The 19,189-nt window shown below is 64.6% G+C and carries 14 protein-coding genes; 5 read left to right on the top strand and 9 right to left on the bottom strand.

Features of this window, described 5'->3' with window-relative positions; genetic code table 11:
- Nucleotides 1-104: 104 nt before the first annotated feature.
- From AAHK21_RS22005 to AAHK21_RS21990, 4 genes are all read left to right on the top strand, one after another.
- Complete coding sequence (locus AAHK21_RS22005; protein WP_367858317.1) at nucleotides 105-1,319, top strand: CmpA/NrtA family ABC transporter substrate-binding protein; 1,215 nt, start codon at nucleotides 105-107, stop codon at nucleotides 1,317-1,319.
- A 10-nt stretch (nucleotides 1,320-1,329) separates the two neighbouring features.
- Nucleotides 1,330-1,905, top strand: a complete 576-nt coding sequence (locus tag AAHK21_RS22000; protein WP_367858316.1) for an ANTAR domain-containing response regulator — start codon at nucleotides 1,330-1,332, stop codon at nucleotides 1,903-1,905.
- 161 nt (nucleotides 1,906-2,066) lie between these two features.
- Nucleotides 2,067-3,278, top strand: coding sequence for a NarK/NasA family nitrate transporter (locus AAHK21_RS21995; protein ID WP_110704511.1), 1,212 nt, complete (start codon nucleotides 2,067-2,069; stop codon nucleotides 3,276-3,278).
- Between the two features lie 9 nt (nucleotides 3,279-3,287).
- Complete coding sequence (locus tag AAHK21_RS21990) at nucleotides 3,288-4,958, top strand: protein kinase (RefSeq protein WP_367858315.1); 1,671 nt, start codon at nucleotides 3,288-3,290, stop codon at nucleotides 4,956-4,958.
- Nucleotides 4,959-5,049: 91 nt separating this feature from the next.
- On the opposite strand, the gene AAHK21_RS21985 is transcribed toward AAHK21_RS21990, so the two are convergent.
- From AAHK21_RS21985 to ppsA, 8 genes are all read right to left on the bottom strand, one after another.
- Nucleotides 5,050-6,090, bottom strand: a complete 1,041-nt coding sequence (locus AAHK21_RS21985; protein ID WP_046854751.1) for an OmpA family protein — start codon at nucleotides 6,088-6,090, stop codon at nucleotides 5,050-5,052.
- 110 nt (nucleotides 6,091-6,200) lie between these two features.
- Nucleotides 6,201-6,767, bottom strand: coding sequence for an RNA polymerase sigma factor SigX (sigX, locus tag AAHK21_RS21980; RefSeq protein ID WP_046854750.1), 567 nt, complete (start codon nucleotides 6,765-6,767; stop codon nucleotides 6,201-6,203).
- A 113-nt stretch (nucleotides 6,768-6,880) separates the two neighbouring features.
- The gene (locus tag AAHK21_RS21975; protein WP_023632140.1) at nucleotides 6,881-7,705 is read right to left on the bottom strand and encodes a mechanosensitive ion channel domain-containing protein; all 825 of its coding nucleotides are present in this window, start codon (nucleotides 7,703-7,705) and stop codon (nucleotides 6,881-6,883) included.
- Nucleotides 7,706-7,707: 2 nt separating this feature from the next.
- A complete protein-coding gene (locus tag AAHK21_RS21970) occupies nucleotides 7,708-7,971 on the bottom strand; it encodes a hypothetical protein (RefSeq protein ID WP_038706516.1) in 264 nt (87 codons plus the stop codon).
- A gap of 89 nt (nucleotides 7,972-8,060) precedes the next feature.
- Nucleotides 8,061-9,056 carry a zinc transporter ZntB gene (locus AAHK21_RS21965; protein ID WP_046854749.1) on the bottom strand — a complete coding sequence of 332 codons (996 nt, stop codon included), beginning with the start codon at nucleotides 9,054-9,056 and terminating at the stop codon, nucleotides 8,061-8,063.
- A 25-nt stretch (nucleotides 9,057-9,081) separates the two neighbouring features.
- Complete coding sequence (gene rraA, locus AAHK21_RS21960) at nucleotides 9,082-9,573, bottom strand: ribonuclease E activity regulator RraA (RefSeq protein WP_023630330.1); 492 nt, start codon at nucleotides 9,571-9,573, stop codon at nucleotides 9,082-9,084.
- 117 nt (nucleotides 9,574-9,690) lie between these two features.
- Nucleotides 9,691-10,683 (bottom strand): alpha/beta fold hydrolase, encoded by a 993-nt coding sequence (locus AAHK21_RS21955; RefSeq protein ID WP_367858314.1) that lies wholly within the window; start codon nucleotides 10,681-10,683, stop codon nucleotides 9,691-9,693.
- A 136-nt stretch (nucleotides 10,684-10,819) separates the two neighbouring features.
- The gene (gene ppsA / locus AAHK21_RS21950; protein ID WP_102682729.1) at nucleotides 10,820-13,195 is read right to left on the bottom strand and encodes a phosphoenolpyruvate synthase; all 2,376 of its coding nucleotides are present in this window, start codon (nucleotides 13,193-13,195) and stop codon (nucleotides 10,820-10,822) included.
- 178 nt (nucleotides 13,196-13,373) lie between these two features.
- On the opposite strand from ppsA, the gene AAHK21_RS21945 reads away from it, so the two are divergent.
- On the top strand, nucleotides 13,374-14,192 hold the full coding sequence (locus tag AAHK21_RS21945; RefSeq protein ID WP_046854746.1) for a pyruvate, water dikinase regulatory protein: 819 nt from the start codon (nucleotides 13,374-13,376) through the stop codon (nucleotides 14,190-14,192).
- A gap of 103 nt (nucleotides 14,193-14,295) precedes the next feature.
- Here the strand turns inward: AAHK21_RS21945 and AAHK21_RS21940 are convergent, their stop codons facing one another.
- Nucleotides 14,296-19,161, bottom strand: coding sequence for an NAD-glutamate dehydrogenase (locus AAHK21_RS21940; protein WP_367858313.1), 4,866 nt, complete (start codon nucleotides 19,159-19,161; stop codon nucleotides 14,296-14,298).
- Nucleotides 19,162-19,189: the final 28 nt, after the last annotated feature.

Genomic DNA, 19,189 nt, shown 5'->3' with positions numbered 1-19,189 from the left:
TGAGGGGGCGATTATAGCCAGCGCGCCGCCAGGGCGACAGGGCCATGGCACATGGGTTGCTATGTCAGTGGTATGCAGCCCTTTGCGAACACCCGAGGAACTCCGTGGACACAGCCCTCCCGACAACGCCCCTGGCCTGGGTCAACGGCAGCGACGCGCCGGAAAAACCCAGCCTGGACATCGGTTTCATGGCCCTCACCGACTGCGCCTCGGTGGTGGTCGCCGCCACCCAGGGCTTCGCCCAGCCATTCGGCCTGACCCTCAACCTGCGCCGGCAGGCCTCCTGGGCCGGGCTGCGCGACAAGCTGGTCAGCGGCGAACTCGACGCTGCCCACTGCCTCTATGGCCTGGTGTACGCGGTGCACCTCGGTATCGGCGGCGTGCCCGCCAGCCCCCTGGCCGTGCTTATGGGCCTGAACCAGAACGCCCAGGCCATCAACCTCTCCCCCACGCTGCAGCGCAAGGGCGTGACCAACCCCGAGGCACTGGCGCGGCTGGTGCACCAGCAAGGCGCACGGCTGACCTTCGCCCAGACTTTTCCCACCGGCACCCATGCCCTGTGGCTGTACTACTGGCTGGCCAGCCAGGGTATCCACCCATTGCGTGACGTCAGCAGCGTGGTGGTGCCCCCGGCGCAAATGGCCGCCCACCTGCAGGCCGGGCGCATCGACGGCTTCTGCGTCGGCGAACCCTGGTCGGCGGACGCGCTCGCCAAGGGCCAGGGCTTCACCCTGGCCACCAGCCAGTCGATCTGGCCCGATCACCCGGAAAAGGTCCTCGCCTGCGCCCGCAGTTTCGTCGAACAGTACCCCAACAGCGCCCGGGCGCTGATCCAGTCGGTACTCGCCGCCGCGCGCTTCATCGAGCAGAGCCAGGAGAACCGCCGCAGCACCGCGCAATTGCTCAGCGGCAGCGCCTACCTTGACACCCCCGTCGACAGCATCGAGCCGCGCCTGCTCGGCGACTATCAGGATGGCCTCGGCCATCGCTGGCACGACCCCCATGGCCTGCGCCTGTTCGACCAGGGCCGGGCCAACCTGCCCTACCTGTCCGACGGCATGTGGTTCATGACCCAGTTCCGCCGCTGGGGCCTGCTGCGTGACGACCCGGACTACCTCGGGGTCGCCCGCCAGGTGCAACAGCTGGCCCTTTACCGCGAGGCCGCCTCTGCACTGGGCGTGCCCTGCGCCGACCTGCCCATGCGCAGCAGCCTGCTGCTCGACGGCCGCCGCTGGGACGGCAGCGACCCCCATGGCTATGCGCGCAGCTTCCCCCTGCACGCCCTGGACGCGGCGCCTGATGCCCGCGCCAGTCACTGAGGGGGCGAACATGCTGCGTATCCTGCTGATCGACGACACCGAAAAGAAAGTCGGTCGTCTCAAGGCGGCCCTGATCGAGGCCGGCTTCGAAGTAATCGAGGCCGGCAACCTGAGCATCGACCTGCCCGCCTGTGTCGAAACGGTGCACCCGGACGTGGTGCTGATCGATACCGAGTCACCTGGCCGCGATGTGATGGAACAGGTGGTGCTGGTCAGCCGTGATCGCCCCCGCCCGATCGTGCTGTTCACCGACGAGCACGACCCCGACGTGATGCGCCAGGCGATCCAGGCTGGAGTCAGCGCCTACATCGTCGAGGGGATCCAGACCACGCGCCTGCAGCCGATCCTCGACGTGGCCATGGCCCGTTTCGAAAGCGACCAGGCGCTGAAGGCGCAATTGCTGGCCCGCGACCAGCAACTGGCCGAGCGCAAGCGCATCGAACAAGCCAAGGGCCTGCTGATGAAAATGAAGGACTGCAACGAGGAAGCGGCCTACACCCTGATGCGCCGCCAGGCCATGAGCCGCCAGCAGAAGCTGATCCAGGTAGCGGAACAGATCATCGCCATGTCGGAGCTGCTGGGCTAGGCAAGACCTTGGCCCGCCTCTTGCTCATGCAACCCCGGGTAGCCAACGGCGGTTGCCCCCCAGACCCCGACAAAGACGTCGCTTCCCCGCCACTCATCCGTGGACCGGGCAGCGGCGTCTTTTCGTTTCCGCCCTGTGTTGTGCGCCCCACGAGGTGTCCGATGAATACGAGCTTCTGGAAATCCGGGCATGTGCCCACCCTGTTCGCCGCCTTCCTGTATTTCGACCTAAGTTTCATGGTCTGGTACCTGCTCGGCCCGATGGCGGTGCAGATTGCCGCCGACCTGCAACTGACCGCACAGCAACGCGGCCTGATGGTGGCCACGCCGATCCTGGCCGGCGCGCTACTGCGCTTTGCCATGGGCGTGCTGGTCGATCGCCTGTCGCCCAAGACCGCCGGGCTGATCGGCCAGGTGGTGGTGATCGTCGCCCTGGCCTGTGCCTGGCAGCTGGGCGTGCGCAGCTACGAACAAGCCTTGCTGCTGGGTGTGTTCCTTGGTTTTGCCGGGGCCTCGTTCGCCGTGTCTCTGCCGCTGGCCTCGCAGTGGTACCCGCCGCAGCACCAGGGCAAGGCCATGGGCATCGCCGGTGCCGGCAACTCCGGCACGGTGTTCGCCGCGCTGCTGGCGCCAGCGCTGGCCGCCGCCTTTGGCTGGAACAATGTGTTCGGCTTTGCCCTGCTGCCGCTGCTGCTGACCCTGGTGCTGTTCGCCTGGCTGGCCCGCAATGCCCCGCAACGGCCCAAGCCCAAGGCCATGGCCGACTACCTCAAGGCCCTCGGCGACCGCGACAGCTGGTGGTTCATGTTCTTCTACAGTGTCACCTTCGGCGGCTTCATCGGCCTGGCCAGCGCCCTGCCCGGCTATTTCAGCGACCAGTACGGCCTGAGCCCGGTGACCGCTGGCTACTACACCGCCGCCTGTGTGTTCGCCGGCAGCCTCATGCGCCCGCTCGGCGGCGCCCTGGCCGATCGCTTCGGTGGCATCCGCACCCTGCTGGCGATGTACAGCGTGGCCGCCGTGTGCATCGCGGCGGTGGGCTTCAACCTGCCCAGCGCGGCGGCGGCCCTGGCGTTGTTCGTCAGCGCCATGCTCGGGCTGGGTGCGGGCAATGGCGCGGTGTTCCAGCTGGTGCCGCAGCGCTTCCGCCAGGAGATCGGCGTGATGACCGGGCTGATCGGCATGGCCGGCGGCATCGGCGGTTTCCTCCTCGCTGCGGGCCTTGGCACCATCAAGCAGCACACCGGCGATTACCAGCTCGGCCTGTGGCTGTTCGCCAGCCTCGGCCTGCTGGCCTGGTTCGGCCTGCATGGCGTCAAGCAGCGCTGGCGCACCACCTGGGGCTCGGCCGCAGTCACCGCGGCGCGGGTCTGAGGCGCCGTCATGAGCCTGCTACTGAGCTTCGCCCAGGCCAGCGCCACAGGCCCGCGCACGGAAAACCAGGATGCCCTGCGCCTGGTCACCCCTGCAGCCGAGCTGGCGGCCAGCAAGGGCTACCTGTGCGCGCTGGCCGACGGCGTCAGCCAGTGTGCCGACGGCGGCCTGGCAGCGCGCGCCAGCTTGCAGGCCCTGGCCCTGGACTACTACGCCACGCCCGCCACCTGGAGCGTGGCCCAGGCCCTGGACCGTCTGCTGGTAGCGCAAAACCGCTGGCTGCGCGCCCAAGGCAATGGCCAGCCGCTGCTCACCACCCTCAGCGCCCTGGTGCTGCGCGGGCGACGCTTCACCCTCGCCCACGTCGGCGACTGCCGGGTATACCGCTGGCAGGACGACCAGTTGCAATGCCTGAGTGAAGACCATGTGTGGGACCAGCCCGGCATGCAGCATGTGCTCAAGCGCGCGCTGGGGCTGGACCAGCAGTTGCTGGTGGACTATCTGGAGGGCGATCTGCATGAAGGCGAGTGCTTCGTGCTGCTCAGCGACGGCGTGTGGGCCAGTCTGGGCGATGCGCATATCCAGTCGATCCTGCGCGAACACCGCGACCTGCAGGAAGCCGCCGATACCCTCGTGGCCAGCGCCCATCACTGCGGCAGCCAGGACAATGCCAGCGCCTTGCTGGTACGAGTCGACCAGCTGGGCGCGAGCAACCTGGGCGACACCCTGGCGCAGCTCAAGCAGTGGCCGCTGCCAGCCGCTTTGCGTGCAGGCCAGATGATCGATGGCTGGCAGATCGACGGTTTGCTGGCCCAGAGCAGGCAAGCGCTGCTCTACCGCACCCGTGATCCGCAAGGCCGGCCCTGGTTGCTCAAGACCCTGCCCCCGGCCCGCGACAACGAGCCCGGGGCCGCCCAGACCTTGCTCATGGAAGAGTGGTTCCTGCGCCGGGTCGCCGGCCGCCACTTCCCTGAGGTGCACCCGGCCAGCCAGCGCCTGCACCTGTACTACCTGATGCGCGAATACCCGGGCACGACCCTCGCCAGCCTGCTCGTGGCGAGCGGCCCGCTGCCCCTGGCGCAATGGCTGGAAATGGCGCGCCAGCTGCTGCAGGCTGTCGGTGCGCTGCACCGGCGCAACCTGCTGCACCGTGACATCAAGCCGGAAAACCTGCACTTGGGCGAGGATGGCCAGTTGCGCCTGCTCGACTTCGGGCTGGCGTACTGCCCGGGGCTTTCCGAAGACCCGCCCCACGCCTTGCCAGGCACGCCTTCGTTCCTTGCCCCGGAAGCCTACGACGGCCTGCCGCCTGCGCCGCGTCAGGACCTCTATGCCGCGGGCGTGACGCTTTACCAGCTGCTTACCGGCCACTACCCCTACGGCGAAGTCGAGGCGTTCCAACGGCCACGCTTCGGTACGCCAGTAAACCCGGCGCGCTACCGCCCGGATGTGCCGGAGTGGCTTCAGCACAACCTGTTGCAGGCGGTGGCGGCAGATCCGGCGCAGCGCTTCGAGACCGCCGAACAGTGGTTGCTGTTGCTGGAACGGGGGGACCTCCAGGAACTGGACGAGCGACCACGGCCACTGCTGGAACGTGAGCCACTGAAGGTATGGCGCACGATTGGCTTGCTGTCGCTACTGTTGAACGTGGTGCTGTTGCTGGTTCTGCTCAAGCACTGAGCACGCGACCATCCACGCCCCATCGCCCCAAAAAATCGCAGACAAAGAAAAACCCGGCCGAGGCCGGGTTTTTCGTGAAGCGTCAAACCAATTACTTGGCCTGGGCTTCTACCTGAGCTTCTACGCGACGGTTGACGGCGCGGCCAGCTTCGGTGGCGTTGTCGGCGACCGGACGGGTCTCACCGTAGCCAACCGAGTCAACACGGCTCGATTCAACACCGTACTGCTGGGTCAGGACCTGCTTGACAGCGCTGGCACGACGCTCGGACAGCTTCTGGTTGTAAGCGTCTGGGCCGACGGAGTCAGTGTGACCTTCCACGGTGGTGGTGGTCTGTGGGTACTGCTTCATGAAGTCAGCCAGGTTCTTGATGTCGCCGTAGCTGTTTGGCTTGACGACCGACTTGTCGAAGTCGAACTTGACGTCCAGCTCAACGCGAACGACTTCGGCAACAGCCGGGCAGCCATCAGCGTCAACGGTAACGTTGGCTGGGGTGTCTGGGCACTTGTCGACGTTGTCGCAGACGCCATCGTTGTCGCTGTCGGAGCAGACTTCGGCAACTGGAGCAGGCGCAGGAGCGGCTTTCTGGCCACCGCTGCCACCGAAGTTCAGACCCAGACCAACGGTCGGACCCCACTCGGTGTTGCCGTTGTCGATGTTGTACATGGCTTCGACGCCGGCACGGGCGAAGAACATGTCGGTGATGTACCACTTGGCGCCAGCGCCAACGTTGGCGAAGGTGGAGTGGTCACGGCCGCTACGAGTGGCCTGGCCCAGGCTCTCGTGAGCGAAACCGGCGGAAACGTACGGACGCAGTGCATCGCCTACGGTACCGAAGTGGTAGGTAGCGTCGAGCTTGGTCTTGGAGCCTTTGATGTCTTTGTTGAAGACTTCACCACGAGCGTTGTGGGTCTCGTTGTAGCCCAGGTCCAGGGAGACGTCGTCGGTCAGGAAGTAACCGAGGCGAACACCTGGATTGGTGCCGGTGTTCTTGAAGTTACGTTCGCTGTCGTAGAACTGCTTGGTAACGTTACCTTCGATTTCGACTGCGCCTTGGCCTTGAGCCAGAGCGCCGAGCGAAGTCACGGCTACGAGCGAGCCAATGGCCAAGCCCAAGGTGTTTTTCAATTTCATCCGTTAAATCCCCATCTGGTGATAGTTAAGCAGTCCCACCAACATCCGGGGGACAACTCGACGGCAAGTCTAGCAGAACTTGCCGGTTGGTTAGAGGTATTTGCAGGCCACTAAGTTTCAGCCACGCCTGCAAATTTCTCTCTAAGCTTGTCGAGCGCACGCTTGTAGCGCATTTTCGTGGCGCTCAGGCCCATGTGCATGATGTCGGCGATCTCCTGGAATTCCAGCTCCGCGACAAATCGCAGCACCAGGATTTCCCGGTCGATCGGGTTCACATGTACCAGCCATTTGTCCAGCCCGCCTTTTTCTTCCGGCTTCGGTGCCTTGTCCTCGGACGCCTCTTCGACAGGGTCCAGGCTCAGCGCATCCATCAGCCGGCGCTTGCGACGCTCCTTGCGGTACTGGGTGATGCATTCGTTGTAGGTGATGCTGTAGAGCCAGGTCTTGAACTTGGACTTGCCCTCGAAGTTCTTCAACCCGTAGAGCACCTTGAGCATCACCTCCTGACAGACATCGTCGGCATCCCGATCGTTCCCCAGGTAGCGCGCACAGACGTTGAACAGCGTGCGCTGGTAGCGCCGCATGAGTTCCTCATAGGCGCGAGTGACATGAAACAGCTCCTCATGCGAACGCGCCACCAACTCCTCGTCGGTGAGCTCGCGGGGGTCATAGCGCATGGGCGGCGAATGAACTTTATTCAAAACGGATCTGGCCGACAGTCAGGTCAATGTCGCCGCTCGGCCCCGTGGGCCGATTTTTGCGGCGGCATACATTAACAGCTTTTGTTCGGTTAGCGGCTATTCACGCGCTGCTCGAGCAGCTCGCGATTAGACAACGACACCAGTTCGCCATCATCGGTCAGCAGGGTCGTCTTGACCGTGCCGATCTCCTCGATGTGCCCTTCGACCTCGCCAATGCGCACGTGCTGGCCGACCTGATAGAGCTCACGCACATAGATGCCGGCCAGGATCTGCCCGGCAATTTCACGGCTGCCCAGGCCCATCGCCAGGGCAATTGCCAGACCAACGGTAATCAGCCCGATGACGATCACGTGGTTGAGCAGGTCGGTCTTGACCTCCAGCTGGCTGATGGCCACCGAAATACTGATGATGATCACCAGCCCCTGGACGATACGCCCGACGCCAGCGGCGTACTCCAGGCCGATGCCCTCGGCGGCGCCGCGCACAAGGCCGTTGGCCAGTTGCGCCAACAGCACGCCGGCCAGCATCACCAGCGCCGCGCCGAATACCTTGGGCAGGTACAGCGCCAGCATGTCCAGGGTCGCCGAGACCCGCTCCAGGCCCAGCGATTCAGCCGCCGAAACCAGGAAGATCAACAGCACGAACCAATAGACGATCTTGCCGATCAGCGTCGAAATCGGTACCTGGATACCAATCCGGGCGAGCATCTTGGTCAGGCCGGTACCACTCATCAGGCGGTCCAGGCCGAACTTGGCCAGCACCTTCGACAGCAAGGTGTCGAGCAGCTTGGCCACGACGAAACCGAGCAGCACCACGACCAGCGCGCCGAACAGGTTGGGGATGAAGTTCGCCACCTTGGTCCAAAGGGCAGTCATGGCGGTGACCAGGCTCTGGGTCCAGAGATCGAGTTCCATATTCAATCGGCCTTATCTGCAGGGCTGCCTGCGGCAGGGTTGCGGGTAGAGTTGCGGCGCACCGGCGCGACATGCGCCGAGCCATTGTTCACGGCGATCAGCAGCGCCTGGCTCCAGCGGCCAAGCAGGCTGAACAGATCGCCCGCGCCGACCTGGCGGTTGGCGGTCTTGAGCACGCGACCCAGGCACGCGGCGTCGTCACGGTCCTGGCCGGACGGCGACGCCTTGAGCAGGTCGCGCAGGGATTCTTCAAACGGATCGTGCATGGGCACCTCGCGCAATGTCAGTCAAAGACGTGGGTGCCAAGCGATGGGTCACACCTGCCACTGGGACGAATGTTTCAAAATGCCTCATTTCAGACCCACCGCAACCGCCGGAACAGCAGCCACTGCCCTACCGCCAACCCCAGCACGATCAGGCTGGCGAACAGGAATCCATAGGGGCTGTCGGAGCCCGGAATACCGCCGACGTTGATGCCCAGCAATCCGGTGATAAAGCTCATGGGCAAGAAGATGCAGGTGATGATGCCAAACCGGTACATGGTCCGGTTCATCCGCTCGCTGCGGCGCCGATCCTCGCTTTCCAGCACCAGGGCGGCTCGCTCGCGGGCCAGTTCCAGCTCCTCGAGGTAGCGGATCAGGCTGTTGTTCAGCTCGTTCCAGTAATCCCCGTCGGCGTCGGCGAACCAGCTGCATTTATTGCGCGAAAGCTGGGCATAGATATCGCGCTGTGGAGCGAGGAAACGGCGCAGGCCGGCGGCACGACGGCGGATCTGCTGCAGGCTGCCCTGGGCTGGAGAATACCGTTCGTCGGATTCTGCCTTTTCCTCTTCCAGATCGACCGCTTCGGACAGGTCGCTGACGAGCGCCTGGACCTTCTCGGTCAGCAGTTCGCCCATCAGCAACAACAGTTCGGAAGCCGTTTTCGGCCCCCTGCCCTCGTCCAGCTGCTGGAGCACCTCGTCGCTGGCGCGCAGCGGCCGCAAACGCAACGAGATGACCCGCCGCGCCTCGGCGAAGATACGTACCGAAACCATGTCCTCGGGTTCGGCACCCGGGTTGAGGTTGACCCCGCGCAGGAACAGCAGCATCTGCTCGCCGGCCATCTGCAACAGGCGCGGGCGGGTGTTCTCCTCAAGCAACAGGTCGCAGGCGAACTCGCTCAGACCGCTGTCGTGCAGCAACCAGGTGCGGGTCTGCGGATGACTGCGGTCCCAGTGCAGCCACAGGCTCTCCTGGGGCTGCAACTGCAGGTCGTCCAGCTCGGTGCGGGCGATCGAACGCGCGCCACCCTTGCCATCGAGCACCAGGGCATGCACCAGGCCCCATTGCGCGTTGTCTTCCTCGAACATCAAAGCTCCATGGGTGTGCGGCGGATCACTCGGGCATCTTCAGCGGGCTTGGCGAGACCAGCACGCCGTTGTTGTCGGCGTATACATATTCGCCCGGGCGGAAGGTCACGCCGGCAAAGGTCACCGCGACGTTGAGGTCGCCAATGCCGCGCTTGTCGGTCTTCATCGGGTGGCTGGCCAGGGCCTGGATACCGACATCGGTCTGCGCCAGCACGTCCACGTCACGCACGCAGCCGTAGATCAGCAGGCCTTCCCAGCCATTCTTCGCGGCCTTTTCGGCAAGCATGTCGCCCAGCAGCGCCCGGCGCAGCGAGCCACCGCCATCGACCACCAGGACCTTGCCCTTGCCATCGAGCTCGACCTGCTCCTTGACCAGGGAGTTGTCTTCGAAGCACTTGATGGTGACGATCTGGCCGCCGAACGAGTCGTGGCCGCCAAAGTTGCTGAACATGGGTTCGAGCACCTGGACCAGGTCCGGATAGGCGTCGCACAGGTCGGGCGTTACGTAATGCTGCATGGGAAACTCCTGTCAGTCACAACGAAAGCGGGTGTCGGCCAAGGCTACACCTTGGAAGGGCCGGCAGTCATCCGGGACCGAGCAGTCAGTTGAACCATCGCCGCACCGGCCGATGTTTCAACTGGCAGCCACAGGCTCCATCACCACCGTCGAGGCATGCACCGCTACCAGGGGGTCGCGCAGCCAGCGCTCCACCAACGGCCACACCTGGGTCTGCGCCGCCTTGCTGACCAGCATGTCGACATGCCCGAAGGCCTCGAAGCCCTCCTCGCGGCCCAGGCGCAGGAACTGCCTGGCATCACCGCCAAACTGCTCGAACAGCTTGCGGCAGGCCCACACCGGATCCTGGAAGTCACCGGCTCCGGCCACCGCCAGCAGCGGCACCTCGACTTCGGCCAGCCCCGACCACCAGTCCTTCTCCTTGTCGCCGAAGCGGCCGAACAGGCCATTCCAGCGCAGGCTCTCCAGGGCCAGGCCGATGGGTTCGTCTTCCGGGCCACGCTTGAGGCGCGAACCGGAAATCTGCGCAAAGCGCTTGAGCAGCATGCGCGCGCCCCACTCCACCGGTGGCACTTTCAACGGCCAGTAGACCCGGCTGACCTGGGTGCCGAACAGCGCCGCACCGGCCACCAGCCCGGCGTCCAGGTAACCGCTGCCCAGCGCCGCCGCCAACGTGGTGCCGCCCAGCGAGTGGCCGATCCAGCGCGGTACCTGCCCGGCTTTTTCATGTACGAAGGCGCCGATCACCGGCAGGTCGTAGCGCGCATAGTCGGCCACGCGGTTCTGCCGCCAGTCGCGGTTACGCGGCGACAGGCCGTGGCCGCGCATCTCCGGGATCCACACATCGAAACCGGCACGTGCCAGGTAGGCGCCCAGGCCGATGCCCTTGGGCGAATACCAGAAGCGCCGGTTGGAGAAGCTGCCGTGCAGGAGAATGACCGGCATGCCCTGGACGCGGTCCTGATCGGCCAGGCCCAGGCGGGTGACGGCCAGCTCTACGCTCGCATCCGGGCTGTTGCCGGCCTTGATCCGGTAGACGTCTTCGCTGAGGTCACCGCGGCGCTCGGCACTGAGCAACGCGACGGGGAATTGGGTGGAGCTGCTTTGCATGGGTTCACAAACAAACAGAGGATATGAACGTGGGAGCGGGCTTGCCCCGCGATTGAACCAGACCTACAGACACTGCTGTCCCATCTGGCGCTATCGCGGGGCAAGCCCGCTCCCACAGTGTGTTGCCTTCAGCGCATCAGGCCGCGCCCTGGCCTTCGGCCAGGAAGAACCAGGTCTCGAGCACCGAGTCCGGGTTCAGCGACACGCTTTCGATGCCCTGCTCCATCAGCCACTTGGCCAGGTCAGGGTGGTCCGACGGGCCCTGGCCGCAGATGCCGATGTACTTGCCGGCCTTGTTGCACGCGGCGATGGCATTGGCCAGCAGTTTCTTCACGGCAGGATTTCGCTCATCGAACAGGTGGGCGATGATGCCGGAATCGCGGTCCAGGCCCAGGGTGAGCTGGGTCAGGTCGTTGGAGCCGATGGAGAAGCCGTCGAAGTACTCGAGGAACTCTTCGGCCAGGATGGCGTTGGACGGCAGCTCGCACATCATGATCACGCGCAGGCCGTTGTCGCCGCGGGCCAGGCCGTTTTCGGCGAGCAGGTCGACGACCTGGCTGGCCTCGCCCAGGGTACGCACGAACGGCACCATGATCTCGACGTTGGTCAGGCCCATCTCGTTGCGCACGCGCTTCAGCGCACGGCACTCGAGCTCGAAGCAGTCACGGAACGACTCGCTGATGTAGCGCGAGGCGCCACGGAAGCCCAACATCGGGTTTTCTTCTTCCGGCTCGTAGAGCTTGCCGCCGATCAGGTTGGCGTATTCGTTGGACTTGAAGTCCGACAGGCGCACGATGACCTTTTTCGGGTAGAAGGCCGCTGCCAGGGTGCTGATGCCCTCGACCAGCTTCTCGACATAGAAGCCGACCGGGTCGTTGTAGCCGGCAATGCGCTTGTCGACGCTCTCTTTCAGCTCCGGCGGCAGGCCGGCGTAGTTGAGCAGCGCCTTGGGGTGCACGCCGATCATGCGGTTGATGATGAACTCCAGGCGCGCCAGGCCGACACCGGCATTGGGCAACTGGGCGAAGTCGAAGGCGCGGTCCGGGTTGCCGACGTTCATCATGATCTTGAACGGCAGCTCCGGCATGGCATCGACCGAGTTCTGCTTGATGTCGAAGCCCAGCTCACCTTCGAAGATGAAGCCGGTGTCGCCTTCGGCGCAGGAAACGGTGACGCCCTGGCCATCTTTCAGGACCTGGGTGGCGTTGCCGCAGCCGACGACGGCCGGGATGCCCAGTTCACGGGCGATGATCGCCGCGTGGCAGGTACGCCCGCCACGGTTGGTGACGATGGCGCTGGCGCGCTTCATCACCGGCTCCCAGTCCGGGTCGGTCATGTCCGAGACCAGCACATCGCCTGGCTGGACCTTGTCCATCTCGGACACGTCGTTGATCACGCGGACCTTGCCGGCGCCGATGCGCTGGCCGATGGCACGGCCCTCGACCAGTACGGTGCCCTTCTCTTTCAGCAGGTAGCGCTCCATGACATTGGCGCTGGCGCGGCTCTTCACGGTCTCGGGACGGGCCTGGACGATGTACAGCTTGCCGTCGTCACCGTCCTTGGCCCACTCGATGTCCATCGGGCGCTGGTAGTGCTGTTCGATGATCATGGCCTGTTTGGCCAGTTCATTGACTTCGTCGTCGCTCAGGCAGAAGCGCGCACGCTCGGCGCGATCAACCTCGACAGTCTTGACCGAACGACCGGCCTTGGCTTCGTCGCCATAGACCATCTTGATCGCCTTGCTGCCCAGGTTGCGGCGCAGGATCGCCGGGCGACCGGCCTGCAAGGTGTTCTTGTGCACGTAGAACTCGTCCGGGTTGACCGCCCCCTGGACCACGGTTTCACCCAGGCCATAGGCACCGGTGATGAACACCACGTCGCGGAAGCCCGATTCGGTGTCCAGGGTGAACATCACGCCCGCGGTACCGGTCTCGGAGCGGACCATGCGCTGCACGCCAGCGGACAGGGCGACCAGCTTGTGGTCGAAGCCCTGGTGCACGCGGTAGGAAATGGCGCGGTCGTTGAACAGCGAGGCGAACACTTCCTTGGCCGCGCGGATCACGTTGTCGACACCACGGATGTTGAGGAAGGTCTCCTGCTGGCCGGCGAAGGAGGCGTCCGGCAGGTCTTCAGCGGTGGCCGAGGAGCGCACGGCCACGGCCATGTTGTCATTCCCCTGGGACATTTCGGCGAAGGCGGTTCGGATTTCCGAATCGAGGCGCGCCGGGAAATCGGCTTCCATCACCCACTGGCGGATCTGCGCGCCGGTCTTGGCCAGGGCGTTGACATCGTCGACATCCAGCGCGTCGAGCGCCGCATGGATGCGGTCGTTGAGGCCACTTTGCTCGAGAAAATCGCGGTACGCCTGAGCCGTAGTGGCAAAGCCGCCCGGCACCGAGACACCGGCACCTGCGAGGTTACTGATCATCTCGCCCAGGGATGCGTTCTTGCCCCCCACATGCTCCACATCATGGACGCCGAGCTTATCGAGGGAAACTACGTACTCTACCAAGGTGATCTCTCCACTAACTGTATTGGAAAAGCTCAAGGGCGCCCGCCTGCCTGAATGACTGGGCCGGACGCTTGTGGCCTGGACCTGGAAAATAAGTGAGAATGCCGTGCAACCGCGTTCGGCAAACCGAACCTATCATATCCAGAAATCTTCGGCAGCTTAAGGCCCCCAGGTGCAAATGAAACGAACCGCGTTCTTCATCTCCGACGGTACCGGCATCACTGCAGAAACGCTGGGCCAGAGCCTGCTCGCACAATTCGAGAGCATTCCGTTCAATAAATTCACGCGCCCCTACATCGACACGCTGGAAAAGGCCCGGGCCATGGTCCAGCAAATCAACGCCGCGGCCGAGCGCGACGGGGTGCGTCCGATCATTTTCGACACCATCGTCAACCAGGACATCCGTGAGGTCATGGCCACGTCCAATGGCTTCATGATCGACATCTTCTCGACGTTTTTATCCCCGCTCGAGCAGGAATTGACCGCCCATTCGTCGTATTCCGTGGGCAAATCCCACTCGATCGGTGGCAATTCCAACTACATGGAGCGTATCGAGGCGGTCAACTTCGCCCTGGACAACGACGACGGCGCGCGCACCCACTACTACGACAAGGCCGACCTGATCCTGGTGGGCGTGTCGCGTTGCGGCAAGACCCCGACCTGCCTGTACATGGCCATGCAGTTCGGCATCCGCGCCGCCAACTACCCGCTGACCGAGGACGACATGGAACGCCTGCAGCTGCCGGCGGTGCTCAAGAAGCACCACAACAAGCTGTTCGGCCTGACCATCGACCCCGACCGCCTGACCGCGATCCGCCACGAACGCAAACCCAACAGCCGCTACGCAAGCTTCGCCCAGTGCGAGTTCGAGGTGCGCGAAGTGGAGAACCTGTTCCGTCGGGAGAACATTCCCAACATCAATTCCACGCATTTCTCGGTGGAGGAGATTTCGGCGAAGATCCTGGTGGAGAAAGGCGTGGAGCGACGGTTCAAGTAGTACACCGTGGAACGGCGGTGCGCCGTTCCCAGGCAAATGACACGCCACAAAATGAAAAGCCCCGGCATCACTGCCGGGGCTTTTTTTCACTTCAGCGCAAGGCTCAGGACGGAATCACCGCCGCCTGACCGCTCATCGCCAGGTCGACCAGCTCGCGGTTGGCCACCGCGTACATCGCATAGTCGGTGCCGGTGGCGTTGCGCAGGTCGTCGAGCATGGCGCGCCAGCGCTCGACCATCACCCGGTGCTGCTCGCACCACAGGGCCACGCGGGCGTCCATGTCTTCCGGCGCGTCGGCCATCTGCAGCACGGAGATGGTGATCGCCCGCTGCTGCAGGTCGATGTCGTCGCGGAACGCCTCGCGGGCCAGGGCCTGCCAGTTGTTCTCCACCGGCAGGTTGCTGATCTCCTGCAGGTACCAGGTCAGGTCCAGCGAGCTGCCCACGGCGAAGAACGCCTTGGCCACCTGCGCCGGATCGTGCCCGGTGACGTCCGAAGCCTCGATGATCGGCAACAGGGTGTACAGGTGGGTGGTACCGGCGACCATGCGCGCCAGCAACTCCGGCACACCGGCGTCGACAAAGCCCTGGTAGCGGTTCATCCAGCGCTCGCGGGTCGGGCCTTCCAGCAGTTCGTCGAGCTTGAGCCCCAACTGCGCGAGCACCGGCCCGAAGTGAGCAACATCGCGACCAGCGTCCTGCTCGTTGCGACGGCTGCGCAGGAACCAGCGGGTGGCCCGACGGCCCAGGCGCATCAGCTCGTCCATCAGGGTCAGCTGGATCTCGGCCGGGACCTGATAGTCCAGGGCCTCGATCTGGCGGAACCAGTGCGGCAGGTGGAAGATGTCGCGCACGATCACATAAGCGCCCGCCACGTTGGCCGGGCTCATGCCGGTGGACTCCTTCAGGCGCTGCACGAAGGTGATGCCCATGTTGTTGACCAGGTCGTTGGCGATCTGGGTGCTGACGATCTCGCGCTTCAGGCGGTGGCGGCGCATGGAGTCGGCGAACTTGCTGACCAGCGACGGCGGGAACGCGGTCTCCATGTCGCGGGTCAGGTAGTCGTCGTCCGGCACCAGCGACTTGAGCAACTGCTCCTTGAGGTCGATCTTGCTGTACGAGATCAGTACCGACAGCTCGGCGCGGGTCAGGCCCTGCCCCGCCGCCAGGCGTTCGGCCAGCTGCTCCTCGCTGGGCAGGAACTCGATGGCGCGGTCCAGCTTGCCACGTGCCTCCAGGTCGGCCATCAGGCGCTTGTACTCGGCGATGCGCTCGCGGGCACGGCGGGCCGCCAGCGACAGCGCTTGCGTCTGCTTGTAGTTGTTGCCCAGCACCAGCCCGGCGACTTCGTCGGTCATGCTGCCCAGCAGCTGGTTGCGCTGCTTCTCGGTCATGTCGCCACCCTGCACCACTTCGTTGAGCAGGATCTTGATGTTGACCTCGTGGTCGGAGCAGTCGACGCCACCGGCGTTGTCGATGAAGTCGGTGTTGGTGGCGCCGCCGTTCAGGCCGAACTCGACACGGCCGAGCTGGGTCATGCCCAGGTTGCCGCCCTCGCCCACCACCTTGCAGCGCAGCTCGTTGCCATTGACGCGCAGGGCGTCGTTGGCCTTGTCGCCGACATCGGCGTGGCTTTCGCTGCTGGCCTTGACGTAGGTGCCGATACCACCGTTCCACAGCAGGTCCACCGGTGCCTGCAGCAGTGCATGCAGCAGTTCGGTCGGGGTCAGACGGTCGGCCTCGATGGCGAAGCGTTCCTTCATCTGCGGGCTGATGGCGATGCTCTTGGCGCTACGCGGGAAGATCCCGCCGCCTTCGGACATGATGCCGGTGTCGTAGTCGCTCCAGGCCGAGCGCGGCAGGTCGAACAGGCGCTTGCGCTCGGCGAAGCTGGTGGCCGGGTCCGGATTCGGGTCGATGAAGATGTGCAGGTGGTTGAACGCCGCCACCAGTTGCAGCTTGTCGGACATCAGCAGGCCGTTGCCGAACACGTCGCCGGCCATGTCGCCGACACCGACCACGGTGATCGGGTCTTCCTGCACGTTGATGCCGCGCTCGCGGAAGTGGCGCTGTACGCCCACCCACGCGCCACGGGCGGTGATGCCCATCTTCTTGTGGTCATAGCCGGCCGAGCCGCCCGAGGCGAACGCATCGCCCAGCCAGAAGCCGTAGTCGATGGCGATGCCGTTGGCGATGTCGGAGAAGGTCGCGGTGCCTTTGTCGGCCGCCACTACCAGGTACGGATCATCGTCATCATGGCGCACCACGTTGGCCGGCGGCACCACGCCACCGTCCTTGAGGTTGTCGGTGATGTCGAGCAGGCCAGAGATGAAGATGCGGTAGCACGCCACGCCCTCGGCGGCGATCTCGTCACGGCTGCCGCCCAGCGGCAGGCGACGCGGCAGGAAGCCGCCCTTGGCGCCGACCGGCACGATCACCGAGTTCTTCACCTGCTGGGCCTTGACCAGGCCGAGCACTTCAGTACGGAAGTCTTCCTCGCGGTCCGACCAGCGCAGGCCGCCGCGGGCGACGTTGCCAAAGCGCAGGTGCACGCCCTCGACCCGAGGCGAATAGACGAATATCTCGAACTTCGGCACCGGCTTGGGCAGCTCGGGGATCAGCTTGGGGTTGAACTTGAAGCTGAAGTACGACTTGTTCTGGCCGTTGGCGTCCGGTTGGTAGAAGTTGGTGCGCAGGGTGGCCTTGATCAGGTCCAGGTAGCGCCGCAGGATGCGGTCCTCGTTGAGCACCTGGACATCGTCCAGGGCGGTGAGGATCGCCTGTTCCAGGCGTTGCTGCTTGTCGTCGAGGTCTTCGTTGGTGAGCTTGCGCGCCAGGTAGAAGCGGGTCTTGAACAACCGGGTCAGCTCGCGGGCGATATCGGTGTGGTTGTTCAGGGTGCTGGCGATGTAGCCCAGGTCGAAGCCCAGGCGGATCTGCTTGAGGTAGCGGGCGTAGGCACGCAGCAGCGCGACGTCGCGCCATGGCAGGCCGGCGGTCAGCACCAGGCGGTTGAACGCATCGTTCTCGGCGTCGCCCTTGACGATATGGACGAAGGCGTCCTGGAAGGTGTCGTTGAGCTGCTGGATGTCGAGGTTGAGGCCTTCGCTGTAGGTGAAGGCGAAGTCGTGGATCCAGAACTCGCGGCCGCTGGCGTGGCGCAGGCGGTAAGGGAACTCACCGAGCACGCGCAGGCCGAGGTTTTCCAGGATCGGCAGCACGTCCGACAGTGCCAGCGGCGTATCGGCGTGGTAGAGCTTGCAGTGCAGCGTGCGCTCACCGAGCTGCGTCAGCGGCTGGTAGAAGCTCATGGCCAGCGGCTTGGCCTCGGACAGGTTGAGCACATGTTGCATGTCGACCACCGCCGAATGCGCGGCGAAGCGCTCGCGGTAGCCGGCCGGGAAGCCTTTCGGGAAGTCGGCGAGGATATTGGTGCCGTGGGCTTCGCCGAAGTTTTCCACCACCAGCGCCGAGAAGTCGTCCTGCCACGAACGGCAGGCCTGGATCACTTCGTTCTCCAGCTGCTGCGGGTCGATCTCGATGCGGTTCTTCGGGTCGACCCTCAGGATCAATTGCACGCGGGCCAGCACCGACTCGGAGAAGAAGGTCCAGAACTCGCAGTCGGTGGCTTTCAGACGCTCCATCAGCACCTGCTGGATCTTCTGCCGCACCTCGGTGGAGTAGATCTCGCGCGGCACGTAGGCCAGGCAGTAGCAGAAGCGGCCGTACGGGTCCTTGCGCAGGAACACGCGGATCTTGTTGCGTTCCTGGATCTGCACAATCGACATGGCGGTGCTGAACAGCTCGTCCACCGGGGTCTGGAACAGGTCGTCGCGGGGCAGCACTTCCAGGACCTGGGCCAGTTCCTTGCCCAGGTGCGCCTTCGGGTCGAAGTGCGAGCGGCGCTCGACTTCGGCAACCTTGCCACGGATGTAGGGGATGGTGTGCACGCTCTCGCCGTACACCGACGAGGTGTACAGGCCCATGAAGCGGCATTCCTTGACCACCTTGCCGTCCTGGTCGATCTGGCGGATCGACACGTAGTCCGGGTAGGCCGGGCGGTGCACGCGGCTTGGCTGCGAGGCCTTGGCGAACGACAGCAGGCGCGGTTCGCGCAGGTAGGCGACGGCGTAGTCCTCGATGCGCAGGTCATCGGCGCCCAGGCCTGCACGCAGCAGGCGGGCCAGGCCCAGGAACGAGGTGTCGTCATAGACCAGGTGACCGCCGTCGGCGTCGGACTCGACGGTGAACTCCTCGTAGCCGAGGAAGGTGAAATGGTTGTCCAGCAGCCACGACAGGAAGCTCTTCACCTCGGCCTTGTCGCTCTGCGCGGGGCCGAAGGCGTTCTGCTCCACCAGGTCCAGCAGCTCGCGGATCTTGGCTTTCATCGGCTCGAAATCAGCGACCACGCCGCGCACCTCGGCCAGCACCTGCTCCAGCTCCATGGCCAGGGTGTTGAGCTCGGCGGTGTTGGAACAGCGGTCGATCTCCAGGTACATCAGCGATTCATGGTTGACGCCCTCGCCCAGGGTGCCTTTGGGCAGCAGCTCGACCAACTCACCCTTGGCGCCACGGCGCACGCTGAGCACGGTGGTCTGCAGGGTGTGGATGCTGTAGCCGCGGCGGTTGAGCTCGGTGCGTACCGAATCGACCAGGAATGGCAGGTCGTGGTGCAGCACCTCGACCACGGTGTGCGTGGACTGCCAGCCGTGGCGTTCGTAATCGGGGTTGTAGACCCGCACCTGCGGGTGCGTGGCGTCGAAGCGCTCGATGATGCGCCAGGCGGACAGCGTGCAGCCGGCCAGGTCCGACAGCCTGCGCTGAGTGAGTTCGTCCAGAGAGATGATGCCGAAGAACTGTTCAGCGAACAGTGCCACTTGTGGCAGGGACTGTTCGTTGATGTGCTGCGCCAGGGCCGCTTGCAGTTGATGCTGGAAGTCGGCTTTGCTGGCTGCGGTGAAGAACGCCATCTGTGGTACTCCGCTTGGGCTTTGTTAT

It is taken from the genome of Pseudomonas sp. TE50-2, assembly GCF_040813665.1.
In the GTDB taxonomy this organism is placed as follows: domain Bacteria; phylum Pseudomonadota; class Gammaproteobacteria; order Pseudomonadales; family Pseudomonadaceae; genus Aquipseudomonas; species Aquipseudomonas soli.
This window is presented reverse-complemented; position numbering and strand designations above follow the sequence as displayed.

Excerpts from the sequence above, each read along its gene's own strand:
- AAHK21_RS22000 (WP_367858316.1), top strand. The coding sequence starts at position 1,330 with ATGCTGCGTATCCTGCTGATCGACGACACCGAAAAGAAAGTCGGTCGT.
- AAHK21_RS21995 (WP_110704511.1), top strand. The coding sequence starts at position 2,067 with ATGAATACGAGCTTCTGGAAATCCGGGCATGTGCCCACCCTGTTCGCC.
- AAHK21_RS21990 (WP_367858315.1), top strand. The coding sequence starts at position 3,288 with ATGAGCCTGCTACTGAGCTTCGCCCAGGCCAGCGCCACAGGCCCGCGC.
- AAHK21_RS21985 (WP_046854751.1), bottom strand. The coding sequence starts at position 6,090 with ATGAAATTGAAAAACACCTTGGGCTTGGCCATTGGCTCGCTCGTAGCC.
- sigX (WP_046854750.1), bottom strand. The coding sequence starts at position 6,767 with ATGCGCTATGACCCCCGCGAGCTCACCGACGAGGAGTTGGTGGCGCGT.
- AAHK21_RS21975 (WP_023632140.1), bottom strand. The coding sequence starts at position 7,705 with ATGGAACTCGATCTCTGGACCCAGAGCCTGGTCACCGCCATGACTGCC.
- AAHK21_RS21970 (WP_038706516.1), bottom strand. The coding sequence starts at position 7,971 with ATGCACGATCCGTTTGAAGAATCCCTGCGCGACCTGCTCAAGGCGTCG.
- AAHK21_RS21965 (WP_046854749.1), bottom strand. The coding sequence starts at position 9,056 with ATGTTCGAGGAAGACAACGCGCAATGGGGCCTGGTGCATGCCCTGGTG.
- rraA (WP_023630330.1), bottom strand. The coding sequence starts at position 9,573 with ATGCAGCATTACGTAACGCCCGACCTGTGCGACGCCTATCCGGACCTG.
- AAHK21_RS21955 (WP_367858314.1), bottom strand. The coding sequence starts at position 10,683 with ATGCAAAGCAGCTCCACCCAATTCCCCGTCGCGTTGCTCAGTGCCGAG.
- AAHK21_RS21945 (WP_046854746.1), top strand. The coding sequence starts at position 13,374 with ATGAAACGAACCGCGTTCTTCATCTCCGACGGTACCGGCATCACTGCA.
- AAHK21_RS21940 (WP_367858313.1), bottom strand. The coding sequence starts at position 19,161 with ATGGCGTTCTTCACCGCAGCCAGCAAAGCCGACTTCCAGCATCAACTG.